Source organism: Mesorhizobium sp. M1409 (assembly GCF_040317535.1).
Taxonomy (GTDB): domain Bacteria; phylum Pseudomonadota; class Alphaproteobacteria; order Rhizobiales; family Rhizobiaceae; genus Mesorhizobium.
This window is the reverse complement of the sequence record NZ_JAMYKV010000004.1, coordinates 19,667-33,040: the sequence shown is the minus strand read 5'-3', so window position 1 is coordinate 33,040 and position 13,374 is coordinate 19,667. Positions and strand designations below refer to the sequence as shown.

General features: G+C 63.5%; 15 protein-coding genes. 2 read left to right on the top strand and 13 right to left on the bottom strand.

Annotation, left to right across the window (positions count from 1 at the left end; all coding sequences use genetic code 11):
* Nucleotides 1–102 precede the first annotated feature (102 nt).
* From NKG99_RS04780 to NKG99_RS04725, 12 genes are all read right to left on the bottom strand, one after another.
* Nucleotides 103–996, bottom strand: a complete 894-nt coding sequence (locus NKG99_RS04780; protein ID WP_352864748.1) for a ribokinase — start codon at nucleotides 994–996, stop codon at nucleotides 103–105.
* A complete protein-coding gene (locus NKG99_RS04775) occupies nucleotides 993–1,868 on the bottom strand; it encodes a MurR/RpiR family transcriptional regulator (RefSeq protein WP_352864744.1) in 876 nt (291 codons plus the stop codon). Before NKG99_RS04775 ends, NKG99_RS04780 begins: the two co-directional genes overlap by 4 nt.
* Entirely contained in the window at nucleotides 1,865–2,833 is a 969-nt protein-coding gene (locus tag NKG99_RS04770) for an ABC transporter permease (protein ID WP_352864741.1), read from the bottom strand. The genes NKG99_RS04775 and NKG99_RS04770 overlap by 4 nt, the downstream gene beginning before the upstream one ends.
* A gap of 9 nt (nucleotides 2,834–2,842) precedes the next feature.
* Nucleotides 2,843–4,357, bottom strand: a complete 1,515-nt coding sequence (locus tag NKG99_RS04765) for a sugar ABC transporter ATP-binding protein (RefSeq protein WP_352864739.1) — start codon at nucleotides 4,355–4,357, stop codon at nucleotides 2,843–2,845.
* Between the two features lie 68 nt (nucleotides 4,358–4,425).
* Nucleotides 4,426–5,478, bottom strand: a complete 1,053-nt coding sequence (locus NKG99_RS04760; RefSeq protein WP_352864736.1) for a sugar ABC transporter substrate-binding protein — start codon at nucleotides 5,476–5,478, stop codon at nucleotides 4,426–4,428.
* Between the two features lie 44 nt (nucleotides 5,479–5,522).
* Nucleotides 5,523–6,512 (bottom strand): sugar phosphate isomerase/epimerase family protein, encoded by a 990-nt coding sequence (locus NKG99_RS04755; protein ID WP_352864733.1) that lies wholly within the window; start codon nucleotides 6,510–6,512, stop codon nucleotides 5,523–5,525.
* Between the two features lie 235 nt (nucleotides 6,513–6,747).
* On the bottom strand, nucleotides 6,748–7,953 hold the full coding sequence (locus NKG99_RS04750; protein WP_352864731.1) for an aminotransferase class V-fold PLP-dependent enzyme: 1,206 nt from the start codon (nucleotides 7,951–7,953) through the stop codon (nucleotides 6,748–6,750).
* Nucleotides 7,954–7,976: 23 nt separating this feature from the next.
* Entirely contained in the window at nucleotides 7,977–8,438 is a 462-nt protein-coding gene (locus NKG99_RS04745) for a RidA family protein (RefSeq protein ID WP_352605817.1), read from the bottom strand.
* A 37-nt stretch (nucleotides 8,439–8,475) separates the two neighbouring features.
* Nucleotides 8,476–9,270, bottom strand: a complete 795-nt coding sequence (locus tag NKG99_RS04740) for an amino acid ABC transporter ATP-binding protein (RefSeq protein WP_352864728.1) — start codon at nucleotides 9,268–9,270, stop codon at nucleotides 8,476–8,478.
* Between the two features lie 2 nt (nucleotides 9,271–9,272).
* Complete coding sequence (locus tag NKG99_RS04735; protein WP_352864726.1) at nucleotides 9,273–9,923, bottom strand: amino acid ABC transporter permease; 651 nt, start codon at nucleotides 9,921–9,923, stop codon at nucleotides 9,273–9,275.
* Nucleotide 9,924: 1 nt separating this feature from the next.
* The gene (locus NKG99_RS04730; protein ID WP_352864724.1) at nucleotides 9,925–10,590 is read right to left on the bottom strand and encodes an amino acid ABC transporter permease; all 666 of its coding nucleotides are present in this window, start codon (nucleotides 10,588–10,590) and stop codon (nucleotides 9,925–9,927) included.
* A 174-nt stretch (nucleotides 10,591–10,764) separates the two neighbouring features.
* Nucleotides 10,765–11,637 carry a transporter substrate-binding protein gene (locus NKG99_RS04725; RefSeq protein ID WP_292643047.1) on the bottom strand — a complete coding sequence of 291 codons (873 nt, stop codon included), beginning with the start codon at nucleotides 11,635–11,637 and terminating at the stop codon, nucleotides 10,765–10,767.
* A gap of 121 nt (nucleotides 11,638–11,758) precedes the next feature.
* Between NKG99_RS04725 and NKG99_RS04720 the strand changes: the two genes are divergently transcribed.
* A complete protein-coding gene (locus NKG99_RS04720; protein WP_352864721.1) occupies nucleotides 11,759–12,547 on the top strand; it encodes an IclR family transcriptional regulator in 789 nt (262 codons plus the stop codon).
* Nucleotides 12,548–12,570: 23 nt separating this feature from the next.
* Here NKG99_RS04720 and NKG99_RS04715 read toward each other — a convergent pair whose 3' ends face one another.
* Nucleotides 12,571–12,774, bottom strand: coding sequence for a YdcH family protein (locus tag NKG99_RS04715; protein WP_023757446.1), 204 nt, complete (start codon nucleotides 12,772–12,774; stop codon nucleotides 12,571–12,573).
* A gap of 240 nt (nucleotides 12,775–13,014) precedes the next feature.
* On the opposite strand from NKG99_RS04715, the gene NKG99_RS04710 reads away from it, so the two are divergent.
* Nucleotides 13,015–13,194 (top strand): YdcH family protein, encoded by a 180-nt coding sequence (locus NKG99_RS04710; protein ID WP_013529217.1) that lies wholly within the window; start codon nucleotides 13,015–13,017, stop codon nucleotides 13,192–13,194.
* Nucleotides 13,195–13,374: the final 180 nt, after the last annotated feature.

The following is a 13,374-nucleotide window of genomic DNA, read 5'->3' as shown; positions in this document are numbered from 1 at the left end:
GTCCGTGTTCCCCGGCGACAAAGGCGCGCCTTAGCGGAATTCGCGCCAAGCCGCAAGGATAGGCGGCCGCCGCGGCGGTTCGGCAAGGTGGAAACCAGCCAGTCAGATGCCGTCGCGCTCGGCCTCGGGTGTCGAGACCAGCAAGGCCGAAGCCGCGTTGGCGGCGGTGACGGCCGCTCGCGGGGTCCGTCCACGGGCAAGCCCCGCAGCCAGCGCACCGACGAATTCGTCGCCGGCGCCATGCGTGCTGACGACCTTGACCGGGATGGCAGGCAGCGCGAAGGCCTCGCCGGCCCGATCGCAACAGGCGACGCCTTCGCCGCCCGCCGTCACGATCGCGACTGAGCAAAGATCGGCCAGCAGCCGTGCGGCTTGCGAGGCCCCGTCAAGCGTCTCGACCACCGCCGTACTGGCCAGGAACTCCGCCTCGATGGCGTTGACCACCAATATGTCGACCATCGCGATCAAATCGCCGGAGAGTTTGCGCGCCGGAGCCGCGTTGAGCACGACGCGGCCGCCCTGCGCCTTCACCACGCGCGCGGCGGCGATGTTGGCCGCTTCCGGCACTTCGTTCTGCAGCAGGAGCACCGCCGTTTGGGACATCATTTCAGAAGCGGCGGCAATGTCGGCATCGCCCAGAGTGAGATTGCTGCCCGAGACGATCACCGCGCCATAGTCGCCGCCCTGGTCGAAGATCGCCACGCTCATTCCGGAGCCGGCGCCAGCGGCCACCCGCACGAAGCGGCGATCGACGCTGGCGCGATCGAGATTGGCCAGCAACGCCCGCCCGAAATCATCGTCACCGACCGCGCCGATCATCGCCGCGCGCACACCGGCCCTTGCCGCAGAGACGGCCTGGTTGCCGCCCTTGCCGCCGCATTTCGGGTGCCAGGCATGGCCGGTCACCGTCTCGCCCTTGCGCGGGCGGTCGGGCGCGTCGACCATGATGTCGTAGTGCAGGCTGCCGAACACGGTGACCAGCGGCGGTGTCGTCATGAGCCCCGGTCTTTTCGCTTCGATGCCACCGCCGACATGGTGCGGCCGAGGTTGCGCTCCGCCGCCTGGTAGTCGCGCTGCGCCACGGCGACGAACAGCGCGTCGAGGATGTTGAGCTGGGCAATGCGCGCCGCCGCGTTCTCGCCCATCAGCGGCGAGCCCTGCGCGGTCGAGCACAGCACGATGTCGGCAACGGCGGCCAGCGGCGAGTTGTCGTAATTGGTGATGGCCAGCGTGCGCGCACCGTTCTTGCGGGCCAGCTGAATGGCGTCGATGACGGCAGAGGTGTTGCCCGAATGTGAGAAGCCGACGGCGATATCATCGCCGCCGAGCAGCGAGGCCGACATCAGCATCATATGCGAATCGTCGTAGACGGATGCGCGGATGCCGATGCGCAGGAATTTGTGGGAGACGTCGCGCGCGATCTGCGCCGAGCCGCCGACGCCATAGAAATCCCGGTTCTTCGCACGGTAGAGAAGATCGGCGGCGCGGTCGAAATCCTCGATGTCGAGGATCGCCAGTGTCTCCTCCAGTGCCTGGATGGAAGTGCGGAACACTTTTTGCACGATCTCGGCCGAACTGTCGTCGGATGATAGTTCCTGATGCATCTCGGCGGTCGGCAGGCGGCTGTATTCATAGACGGCGGTGCGGAAATCGCGATAGCCGGAAAAGCCTAGCTTCTTGGCGATCTTGACCACCATCGCCTCGGATACGCCGGCCTCCTCGGCAATCTGCTTCAGCGGGATGCTCTCGTCAAAACCGCGCCGGCCAAAGACGGTTTCCACCACCTTCGCCTCCAGCGGGGTGAGATGCGGCATCATCATGCGGATGCGCGGTCCTACCGCCTTCAGGTCCAGCCCGCTCAAGGTCATCCACGCCCCCTCGTCACGCGATCGATAAGCATCGCGGCGAGGATTATAAGACCAGTTGCCAGAAGCTGATAGAAGGACTGCACGTTCATCAGCGTCAAACCGTTGCGCATGGCGCCGAGGATGACGGCGCCCAGTATGGTGCCGACGACACTGCCCTTGCCGCCCATCAGCGAGGCGCCGCCGATGGCGGCAGCTGCGATAGCGTCGAGTTCCCAGAGATTGCCGAGGATGGGCTCGGCGGCACCGAGCCGGCCGATCAGGATCTGCGCGGCAAGGGCTGCCAGCAGGCCGGAGATCATGTAGGCGGCGATCTTTGTGCGGGCGATCGGCACGCCGGCAATGTAGGCAGCCTCCTCATTGCCGCCGACGGCGAGCAGATATTCGCCGAACGGCGTCTTCTTCAAGACGACCCAGGCGACGACAGCCACGAAGGCCACGATGATAACCGCCAGCGGCAGCCCGAACAGCGAGCCGTTGAAGACGGCGCGAAAGCTTGCCGGCAGGCCGAGCACCGGATTGCCGCCGGTGTAGATCAGCGCCAGCGCCCGGTAGGTGCTGAGCGTTCCCAATGTGACGATAAAGGGCTGCAGCCCGACATAGGCGACGAGGATGCCGTTGACGAGGCCGCAGGCGAGACCAATGGCGAAGCCGGCGGCGATGGCGAGCGGAAACGGCACGCCGGCGACCATCATCGAGGCCGAGATGACGGCCGAGAGTGCCGCCGTCGGTCCGACAGACAGGTCGATGCCGCCGGAGATGATGACCAGCGTCATGCCCAGCGCCAGGCAGGCATTGATGCTCGACTGCTGCAGGATGTTGATCAGGTTGCGCTCGGCAAAGAAGCCCGGCACCAGCGCGCCGAAGACAGCGAGAATCACGACAAGGCCGATCAGCGTGCCGGCATCGCGCATGGAAACACCGCGCAGGAATTCGGCCCGTGGCCGCACCAGAATGGTATCCGACATATCCGTCACCTACTGTCTTGCCTGCTGTGCGGCCGGCGTTTGCGTCTGGGGGATGGCGTGTGCCGCGATCGCCTGTTCGCTGATATCGTCCCTGTGGAGTTCGGCCGCGATGGTGCCGTCGCGCATCACCAGCACGCGGTCGGCGAGCCGGATCACCTCGGGCAGCTCGGAGGAGACGACGATCACCGCATGGCCTTCGGCGGCGAGCTCCTCAATCAGATGATAGATCTCCGCCTTGGCGCCGACATCGATGCCGCGCGTCGGCTCGTCGAACAAAAGGATGCGCGTTCCCGCTGCCAGCCAGCGGCCGATGATCGCCTTCTGCTGGTTGCCGCCGCTGAACAGGCGGATCGGCCGGTCGAGCAGGAATGGGCGCAGGTTGACGCGGCCCATCTTGTCGGCCGCCACCTGTTTCAACCTGGCGTGATCGATGACGCCGCGCGGCGCGAATACGCCCATCGAGGCCAGCGCCATGTTGCTGGTGATCGAGCGCAGCGGCACGATGCCCTCACGCTTGCGCTCTTCCGGCACCAGGCCGATGCCGGCGGCAATCGCATCGCGCGGGCTTGAAAATCGGGTCGCCTTGCCATCGATTGCGATCGTACCTGCGATGGCTCGATCCGCCCCTGCCAGAAGGCGCAGCAATTCAGTGCGGCCGGAACCGACGAGGCCGGCGATGCCCAGCACTTCGCCGCGATGCAGATCGAACGACACGTTGCGCACCTTCGTTGCCGAGGAGAGGCCACGCGCGCTCAGCATGACCTCGTCGGAGGCATGGGAGTTATGCTGTTCCTGCGCCAGTTCGCGGCCGACCATCATCGCCACGACCGCCTTTTCCGACAGGCCTTTCAGGTCGACGGTATCGATGACCACGCCGTCGCGCATGATGGTGGCGCGCCGGCAGATGCCGAACACCTCGTCCAGCTTGTGCGAGACGTAGACGATGGCGACGCCGTCTCGAGCGAGGCCGGTGATGACTTGCGCCAGCCGTTCGAATTCGCTCGGCGTCAGGCTCGATGTCGGCTCGTCCATGGCGACGATGCGGGCGCGATCGAGCAGCGCGCGGGCGATCTCGACGATCTGGCGCTGCGCCACCTTCAGGGTTCCGAGAGGAGCGGCTGGGTCGATGGACGGATCAAGGGCTGCAAGAGCCTCGGCAGCGCGGCGTTCCTGCTCTCCCCGGGCGACGAAGATACCGCCGCGCGTCAGCGGATGGCCGAGAAACATGTTCTGCGCGACGCTGAGCCGCGGCACCTGCTGCAATTCCTGATGGATCATGGCGATGCCCGCGGCGCGCGCCGCGACCGGATTGGCAAGCGTCACCGGCTTGCCGTCGATAAGGACGCTTCCCGCCGTCGGTCTGTAGACGCCCGACAGGATGCGCAGCAGCGTCGACTTGCCGGCGCCGTTCTCGCCGAGCAGACCGTGGATTTCACCGGCGCTGATCGAGAACGACACGTCGTTGAGCGCCCGCACCGCCGGAAACAGCTTGGAAATTCCCTGGAATTGCAGCCGGGGTGACATTGGGTTCTCTTTCCGGGCAATGGTGCCGGCCGGGAGCGAATTGCCCTGGCCGGCACTCGTCGATGGCCTTACTGGCCCGCGGCGGCATCCTCGAGCAGCGCCTTGCGCGCGCCGGTGCCGGAATAGCGGTCGGCATTGTCCTTGGTGATCAGTGCCTGCGGCGTGGCGACGACGCGCGGCAGCTTTTGTCCGGCCACCAGTCGCAGCGCCGTTTCCAGGGCCACTTCGCCGGTCAGCACTGGGAAGCTATCGACCGTGCCGGTCAATTCGCCGGCGCGGATCGAGGCATAGGCGTCGGAAATGCCGTCAGTGCCGAACACGGCAACCTTGTCCTGCAGGCCGGCAGCCTTGACCGCCTCGACAATGCCCAGCGCCATGCCGTCATTGTTAGCATAGAAGCCGATCAGGTCGGGGTGCTGCTGCAGGATGTTGGTGGCCGCGTCATAGGAGGTCTGGCGGTCCCAGTTGCCGGGAACACTGGCGACGACCTCGAACTTGCCCCCTTCTGAGATGGTGGACTTGAAGCCGTCGGTGCGCTGCACGGCGGCATAGACGCCGGCCTGGCCTTCGACGATGGCGACCTTGCCGCCATCCGGACGGTTCTTGATGAACCATTTGGCGACGCGCACGCCATTGTCGCGCTGGACATTGCCGACATAGTGCTCGGACTGCGGGATGACCGCATCGTTGACGTTGACCACCGGCACATTGGCGGCCTTGGCCTGCTCCATGATCGGCTGCAGATTGGCGTCGGTCTGCGGCGAGACGAGCAGCACGTTGTAGCCCTGCGTCACAAGGCCTTCGGCGATGGTCAGCTGGCCGAGCTGGTCGCCCTCGCTCTGCGCCGCCTGGTAGACGACGGGAACGCCGACTTTGTCGCCGAACGCTTTGTAACCCTCGCCCAGCGAGCGCCAGTATTCGTTGGTTAGCGTCTTGGAGACGGCACCCGCCTTGGTGCCTTCGGGCAGTTTGGGGAAAGCGCCGAACTTGGCCTCGACCTGCGACCAATCGATGCGGTCCTTTTCCGTATCGGAATTCAGCGGCGCGAGATCTGTTGAAAAGGCCGAGCCGATGGACAGCGCCATCAGTGCGGCGGTAGCGGTGGCAAGCAGAAGTTTCATTGTATTCCTCCCTTGTTGAAAACGGTGATGGCCCGGCCGAGGCTTCAGCTATCCGGCCCGAGCATGATTTCCTGGATGATGGCCTGCGATGTCACCGCGTCCTGGCTGTCCATGGCGGCGGACAGGCGATTGTCCTGCTCCAGCCGGTCAACGACGCGCAGCATGCGCTTGACGGTGGCGATGTTGACTTCGCACTCGCGAACCGGATCGAGCCCGGTCATGTCGGGGAACGTGTCGAAATAGATGGCCCCGGCGTAACCGTCGCGGCGGATCTGCCTGAGCAGCTCGATGGTCTGCAGCGTGTGCACCGCGCCGACCATCAGGCCATCATCGCGCTTGGCGTAGCCGTCGTTGAGATGCACGCCGAGCAGCTTGCTGTGGCGCGCCACCAGGGCCGCGGCGAAGGCCGGCTGTTCGTCGGCATAGAGCACATGGGCGAAATCAAGCGTGACGCCGAGATTGGGCAGGCCGACATCGCGGATCGCCAGCAAGGTCGTCGCCGCGTCCGGCATCAGGCTGTAGGAGCGCGGCTCGTTGGGCTTGTATTCCAAGCTGATCTGGCAGTCGGGATCATGCGCGGCAACTTCACGAATCCCATCGATTTCGTGTTGCCAGAGCGTCGAATAGTCGGCCTGGAAGACGTAGTCGAAGCCATCCTGGCCGAGCCAAAGCGTCATCAGGCTGGCGCCGGCTTCACGCACGGCGTCGATGCCGGATTTGGTCAGGTCGATTGCTTCACGGCGCACCGCCGGGTCCGGATTGGTGAAGGCGCCGAGCTTGAAGGCCGGGTTGGAGTAGTAACGCATGGCAAAGCCATTGATGGAAAGGCCGAGGTCGCCGAGTCTGCGGGCGATTTCAGCAGGCTTTTCGCCGACATGGTCGGGGTAATTCAGATCGAGGTCGGTCAATCCAGCTACCTTGGCAGCGCGCGCCGCCATCTGCAGCAGCGACGGCTTGCCGGTAAGGTCCGGCCATTCGGCCAGCGGCCGCGAGGCAAAGGAATTCAGGCGCGTGGCGAAGCGATTGGCTATCATGATCGACCCTTCAATAGTCATAACTTCACATAAACACGAATATTTGTAAAGTTATTGTTTTGCGGGACGGTGAACAGCCGCAAGGCCGCCGTTGCGGCTGGGCTAAGTCGCGTAGAGGCGCGCCGGCAGTTTCCTAGCCGACGCCGTAGGTTGGGAATCCGTCAGGGCGATGGTCGCGTGATAGCGTGCACTAATCGCGACCGGCACATTTTCAAGCAGCGGTCCGTCTCGCGTTTCAATCCGGCCAGCGCAAGACACCGGACGAATCCTTGCGGGCAGGCTTCATGGCATTGGCGGGCCGGTCGGCCGCGGTCAGTATGGCGCGCAGCCGTTCGGCGACGATCTCGGCCTCACCGGGATGAAGATTGCAGGGGTCGAGGAAGAAATGGCCGCGCTCCACTTCATGGTTGCGCACGATGATCGGCGGCGAACCTGTCGCCAATGCCGAGGCGAGACCGGCCGCCGTGAACCGGCTTTCAGGCAACACAAAGATCTGCAACCGATCCAGAGGGTTGGCGGTGGGGTCGGGGATGATCTGCGCGACGATGCCCGGCAGCCCCTGCGACGTGTCCTTCCACAGGTTCAGTGCCGCTTCTTCGCGCCGGCGGATGCCGGCATGGTCGCGCTTTTCCCAGGCTTCCAGTGCGGCCATGGTGCCGGCGATGCTTTCCTTGCCGACCTTCATGGCGCGCGCGACGCCGCGGTTCTGCAAGTAGGCGGTTCGAACCAGATCCTTGCGCCCGGTGACGATGCCGCTGGTCGGCCCGCTCAGGAATTTATGTCCGCTGTAGATGACGATGTCGGCGCCGCGCGCGAGGAAGCCGCGCAGATCGTATTCGGAGGCCGCGTCGACGATCACCGGGACGCCCCTGGCGTGGCAGATCTCGCAGAATTCCTCCAATGAGAGCATGCCGTATTGCACGGTATGATGGGCGACGACGTAGAGACCCGCCGCCGTGCGAACGTTGATCGCCTCACGCACATGGTAATCCTGCGTAACGCTGACGGTGCCAGCCGGCACGACCTTTGCGCCGGCCAGCCGGACCGACTGGTCGATTGGCGCGCCGTAGTTGACGATGTGGCCGAGCTGGACGATGACCTCCGACTTCAGCCCTTCGGTGTCGTCCGGCAGCCGCTCGATGGCGAGCAGGTTGGTTCCCGTCATCGCGCCGGCGATCGCCATGGTGATGCCGCTGGCGCAGCAGGCGGTGATGAAACCGGCCTCGCCGCCGGTAAGACGCGCCACGATCGTGCTTGCGGCACGCTGCAGATCATCCATCTCCACCCATTGCGAGGCCATTTCCGCCATGGCGCTGACCGCTTCAGGCACGATGATAGACGCGCCGAGCGCCGTCATCGTGCCGGAGACGTTGATGATCGGGCGAAGGCCGAGCCGTTCGCGGATGGTGGTGTTGGAGCCGTCGGTGGAAGTGGTTTTCATCTCTCGGATTCCATTTCTACGGGTCAGGCGGCGATCTCGACGACCGCCTCGATTTCGACGGTGATGTTTCCAGGCAAGGAGCCGACGCCGATCGCCGAGCGGGCATGGCCGCCAATGGTGTCGAACACATCGGCGAACAGATCGGAACAGCCATTGACCACTTTCGGGTGGTCGCTGAAGGTCGGTATCGCGTTGACGAAGCCGAGCAGCTTGACGATGCGCACGATCCGGCCAAGATCGCCAGTGGCTGCGTGCATCACGGCGAGCAGGTTGAGGCCGGTGAGGCGGGCGTGGCCATAAGCCTCTTCGACGGTGACATCATCTCCCACCTTGCCGGTGAACAGCGTGCCGTCGGTCCGCAGCGGCCCCTGGCCGGACAGGAAGATCAGCCGGCCGCTTTCGGCATGGGTGACGAAATTGGCGATCGGGGTCGGCGGCTCGGGCAGCGTCAGGCCCAACGCGGCGAGCCGGATATAAGGCGTCATGAAAGAAGGCTCCTTGCGACAGCGCTCGCTGTCCCGTTTAGAAATGCGATGCGCGGAAACGTGCCAGGAAGGTGCGCAGACGCTCATTGTCAGTGTCCGCCGCCAGGATTTCGGCGGGTGGACCCGCCGCGCTGACGCCGCCATCGGCCATGAAGATGATGCGGCTCGAGGCATCGCGTGCAAAGGCCATTTCGTGCGTGACCATCACCATCGTCATGCCGTCCTCGGCCAGGCTTCGCACGACCTCGAGCACCTCGCCGACCAACTCCGGGTCGAGCGCGGAGGTTATCTCGTCGAGAAGCAGGATCTTCGGCCCCATGGCCACGGCGCGGGCAATGCCGACACGCTGCTGCTGGCCGCCGGACAGTTCGGCGGGCAGACTGTCGGCCTTGTGGGCAAGGCCGACCCGGCCGAGCCAGTGTTCGGCGATGGTGCGGGCCTCCGCACTGCTCTTGCCGCGCACCTTGGTGAGGCCAAGCATGATGTTGCCCGCCGCCGTCAGGTGCGGAAAGAGGTTGAAGCTCTGGAACACCATGCCGGTCTCGGCCCGCATCGCGGCGAGATCGCGTTCGCTGCGGCGCTGGCGGGCTCCGGCTTCGCGAAAGCCGACCTCCTTGCCGTCGATGCGGATCGAGCCGCTGTCGTAGCTTTCGAGGAAGTTGACGCAGCGCAGCAGCGTGGTCTTGCCGCTGCCGGAGGGGCCGATGACCGTCACCACCTCGCCGCGCGCCACCCGCAGGCTGACCGAACGCAGAACCTGGACGGTTCCAAAGGCTTTGGAGACGTCGCGGATGTCGAGAAGCGCCGGGGTGTCGTTCGAACCTGTGGACATTGCTAATCCCGAATGAAGGAGAAACGCCGCTCGAGCCGCCGGCTGGCCAGCGAGAGGGCATAGTTGATCGCGAAGTAGATGAGCGCGCCGAGGAGGTAGAGCGGCATCGCCTCATAGGTGCGGCCGATGACCTGGTTGATGGCCTGCATCAGATCGGTGATGCCGAGCAGCGACACCAGCGCGCTGCCCTTGACCGCGTCGGTGACGCCATTGATCCAGGGCGGCAGGAAGCGCCTGAACGCCTGCGGGAAGATGACGTAGGCCAGGCGCTGGCGAAAGGTCAGTCCGATCGCCATTGCCGCTTCGGACTGCCCCTTCGGAATGGATCCGACCGCACCCCTGAGATATTCGACGACCTGCGCGGTCTTGAACAAGGTCAGCGCCAGCACGGCGGCCCAGAAGGACGGCAGATGAAGCCCGACGGCCGGCAGGCCATAATAGACAAAGAAGATGAGCACCAGGATCGGTATGCCGCGAATGGTATCGCTGAAGATGCGCACCGCCCATCGCAACGGTACGGGGCCATAGACGAGACCGACGCCCATGATCACGCCCGCGATCAGGGAGAACACCACGACCAGCAGGGATACCCACAATGTCAGGGCAAAGCCCTGGGCAAGGAATGGCAAGGCATAGGCGATCTGGGTGAGCATGTCAGCGCGCCGCCCTGAACCGGCGTTCGACAAGCCGAAGCGCGAAAAGCAGTATGTAGCCGGTAAGCAGGTACATCGCCGTGACCACGAGATAGACCTCGACGATCCGGAACGTGTTGAAGTTGATCCACTGGGCGCCGTAGGTCAGTTCCGGCACCGAGATGACCGAGGCGACGGACGTGTCCTTGAACAGCGATATGAAGGTATTGGACAATGCCGGCAGCGTGATGCGCAGCATCGTCGGCAGGCGCACGTTGAGCAGCCTTTGCCAGGGCGTTAGGCCGATCGCCTTGCCGGCGTCCAGCTGTCCGCGCGGAACCGCCTCGAGCCCGGAGCGGAACACTTCGACCAGATAGGCGCCGCTGTAGAGCGAGAGCGTGACGACAAACGAGGTCGGCGCGCTGTAGGCGATATCGACCACCGTCGGCAGGCCGTAGAAGACGAGATAGACGAGCAGGATCAGCGGCACGTTGCGGATGAATTCGACATAGGCGGCGATGATGGTGCGCACCACACGCCCGGCAGACACGTACCAGACCGCCAGGACAAGGCCGATGACGATGCCGATGGCGATCGAGATGACGGCGAGTTCGAGACTGAGCAGCAGGCCGCCCCACAGCTTGTCGAAATGCCGCCAGATCAGATTGAAATTGAGGGCATAGCCCATGCGTCCGCCTCGGTTGCCGCAGGCCTTAGACCAGTTCACCGTTTCACGGAAACGGCAAACCGCTCTAACTCTTTGTTTTGACGCAATTCCGGACGGAAAACCGTTTCACACTTTTCCTGGAATTGCTCTAGGGAGGCGGAAGGGCGCTGGATACACCCTCCCGCCCGATGCAGGTCAAATGGCTGGGAAGCCCGGATGGCGCGCCGGCGGCTCCTGTCCGAAATAGTCCTTGAACGCGGCATCGTAGAGGGCGTTCTCGTGGCCGAACATGGCGATGGTGAAGGTTGAGTTGACGAAGGTCAGCCAGTCAAGGTCGCCTTGCCGCAGAGCCGCGCCATAAAGCATGCTCAGCCAGCTCTTGCCCGCATCGAAGTATTTGTCCGGATTGCGCGAGGCGAGCCAGCGCACCGTGGACAGGTCGACTGCGGCGGCGTCGACGCGTTTCGATTCCAGCGCTTGCAGCACGTTGGCCTGGGTATCGATCTGCATGACCTGACACTCGGGCAGCACCGAATGCACCTGCGCCTCGGCATCGACATTCTGCAGGATCGAGATGCGCGTTGCAGCGCCGCCGGCAAGCAGCTTGTCGAAAGTCTTGTTCTCGGCGGTCGGCAGGCTCAGCAGGGCAACGCCCTCGACATAATAGGGCCGGGAAAAGTTGACCAGCTGCGAGCGTTGGGCGCTCATGGTCATGAACTGGATGGTGATGTCGACCTTATTGGTGGTCACGTTCGGAATGCGCTGAGCCGGATCCTGCATGACGAATTCGACCTTGGTCGGATCGTCGAAAAGGCCCTTGGCGAGAATGCGCCCCATGGTGATGTCCATGCCGACCAATTCGCCGGCATCGTTTTCGAAGTGCCAGGGTGCATTGGTGCTGCCGGTGCCGACGATCAGCTTGCCGCGATCGAGCACGGTGCGCAGCAGGCTGTCGGATGCTGCCTGGGCAGCGGCTTTCTGGGCATCGACGGTTGCCAGCACGCCGGCCGTGGCCAGCCCTGCCATTCCCAATTTCAGAAAATCACGTCTTCCGGATGTGTCGTTCACGGCGACCTCCTTTCGTGTTGTGTTCCCCTTGTGCACAGGCAAGACACGCGTCCGTGATTTTGTCTCTTACAAGGGACGAGTGTATCCTGTACAAGACAGATATTAACACCGGGAATCGACAATGCAAGATGGCAATGTTTCCGCGATTTCAGCCGGCGAGAAAATTTCGAGCTCCCGTGAAAAGGGGCTCAACCGAGTGCTCGAGATTCTGGACTTTCTTCACACGACCCAGCGGGCGATCGGCATTGGCGACCTTGCCAAAGGGGTGAATGCGCCCCGTTCGACGACCTACACGCTGGTGCGGTCGCTGGTCGACGCAGGCCTGCTGGAAATGGGAGGCGACGGCAATCGCGTCTATTTCGGCAAGAAGCTCTATCTCTATGGAATGGACTATGTGCGGGGCAACGACCTCCTCAGACGAGGGCGTCAGGAGGTCGACAATCTGTCGCGCGAGACCGGGGAGACCTCCGAACTGTGCATGCTGCAGAGCGGTCGCTACACGATCGTCCACGCGAGCCCGGGCACCAGGCCTTTCCGCATCAGCTCCGCCACCGGCTTGCAGATACCGCTGCCCTGGACGGCCTCGGGACGGCTGCTTCTGGCGGGGCTGGAGAGGGCTGAAATCGAAGCCATGGTGTCGGACGACGATCTCGTGCTGCCCGATGGTCGCAAACTGCGGCTTGACGATTTTGTCACCGATATCGCAAAGGCGCGAGTTGCCGGCTATTGCGTCACCTCGGGCTTGGTCGATGCCTATACGAAATGCCTAGCCGCGCCGGTCTTTTCGGCGCCGGGCAAGGTCGAGGCTACGATGTGCCTGGTGGTCCCCATCGATACGTCCGAGGAGCGGACCGGCGAGCTCATCGGCCTGCTGCGTGATCGTGCCGCGAGACTTTCGACCGCGGCCTAGGACGCGAACGAGCGGATGCTCTCTCAGGCAATGATGTCGGGAATGATCTTGTCTTCCAGCGCCATCAGCCGGTCCTTGAGGAACAGTTTTTTCTTCTTCATGCGCTGGATCTGCAGCGGATCGCAGGCCATGGCGATCATCGCGTTGATGGCCGCATCGAAATCGGCGTGCTCCTGCTTCAGCCGGGAATATTCGAGCCGGATATCAGCCTGTTCCTGATCGGACATTATCTACCGTCTGCACGTCTGCGGCGCCCAAAAATGGGCCTGATTGGGCGGGGCCGGTGGGATTTTGCAACCGGCGCGCAGCCCATATCACATTTCACATTGTCGTGGAATGCTACCACGGATCATTCGACATCGCTGCCGGAAGGTGACACACTGTCATTATGCCGTCACAGAAGCGAACCTGCGGTGGACGCGCCATGACGGCTGCAATCGAGGAAACCATGAAAGGGAGAACCAATCATGTCTCTTGCATCCCATCTTGATGAGTTGCAGCGGAAACACGGTGACATCGAACGTGAAATCGATGACGCGATGAACCATCCATCGGTCGACGACCTCGAAATCGTGAATCTCAAGCGACGCAAGCTGGCACTCAAGGACGAGATTGAAAAACTGAGAGGGAAACCGACCACGCATTGATGCCCTCCTGACATCGCCGCTCACCATCCGCGGCCTCTTTTCCCGGCGGCACTGCCGCCGGCCTGGGAGTTTTCGATTTCCAGAGCTGGGCCATCGGCCTGAGCTGGACTTCCACCCGGCTTAATTTCCGCTTCGGCCGTCGCCAGATTTCGCCAGATCATCGATCGTTTCTGGTCCTTG

Coding starts and splice junctions, on each gene's coding strand:
- NKG99_RS04780 (WP_352864748.1), bottom strand. CDS start 996: ATGACGACACCGCCGCTGGTCACCGTGTTCGGCAGCCTGCACTACGAC.
- NKG99_RS04775 (WP_352864744.1), bottom strand. CDS start 1,868: ATGACCTTGAGCGGGCTGGACCTGAAGGCGGTAGGACCGCGCATCCGC.
- NKG99_RS04770 (WP_352864741.1), bottom strand. CDS start 2,833: ATGTCGGATACCATTCTGGTGCGGCCACGGGCCGAATTCCTGCGCGGT.
- NKG99_RS04765 (WP_352864739.1), bottom strand. CDS start 4,357: ATGTCACCCCGGCTGCAATTCCAGGGAATTTCCAAGCTGTTTCCGGCG.
- NKG99_RS04760 (WP_352864736.1), bottom strand. CDS start 5,478: ATGAAACTTCTGCTTGCCACCGCTACCGCCGCACTGATGGCGCTGTCC.
- NKG99_RS04755 (WP_352864733.1), bottom strand. CDS start 6,512: ATGATAGCCAATCGCTTCGCCACGCGCCTGAATTCCTTTGCCTCGCGG.
- NKG99_RS04750 (WP_352864731.1), bottom strand. CDS start 7,953: ATGAAAACCACTTCCACCGACGGCTCCAACACCACCATCCGCGAACGG.
- NKG99_RS04745 (WP_352605817.1), bottom strand. CDS start 8,438: ATGACGCCTTATATCCGGCTCGCCGCGTTGGGCCTGACGCTGCCCGAG.
- NKG99_RS04740 (WP_352864728.1), bottom strand. CDS start 9,270: ATGTCCACAGGTTCGAACGACACCCCGGCGCTTCTCGACATCCGCGAC.
- NKG99_RS04735 (WP_352864726.1), bottom strand. CDS start 9,923: ATGCTCACCCAGATCGCCTATGCCTTGCCATTCCTTGCCCAGGGCTTT.
- NKG99_RS04730 (WP_352864724.1), bottom strand. CDS start 10,590: ATGGGCTATGCCCTCAATTTCAATCTGATCTGGCGGCATTTCGACAAG.
- NKG99_RS04720 (WP_352864721.1), top strand. CDS start 11,759: ATGCAAGATGGCAATGTTTCCGCGATTTCAGCCGGCGAGAAAATTTCG.
- NKG99_RS04715 (WP_023757446.1), bottom strand. CDS start 12,774: ATGTCCGATCAGGAACAGGCTGATATCCGGCTCGAATATTCCCGGCTG.
- NKG99_RS04710 (WP_013529217.1), top strand. CDS start 13,015: ATGTCTCTTGCATCCCATCTTGATGAGTTGCAGCGGAAACACGGTGAC.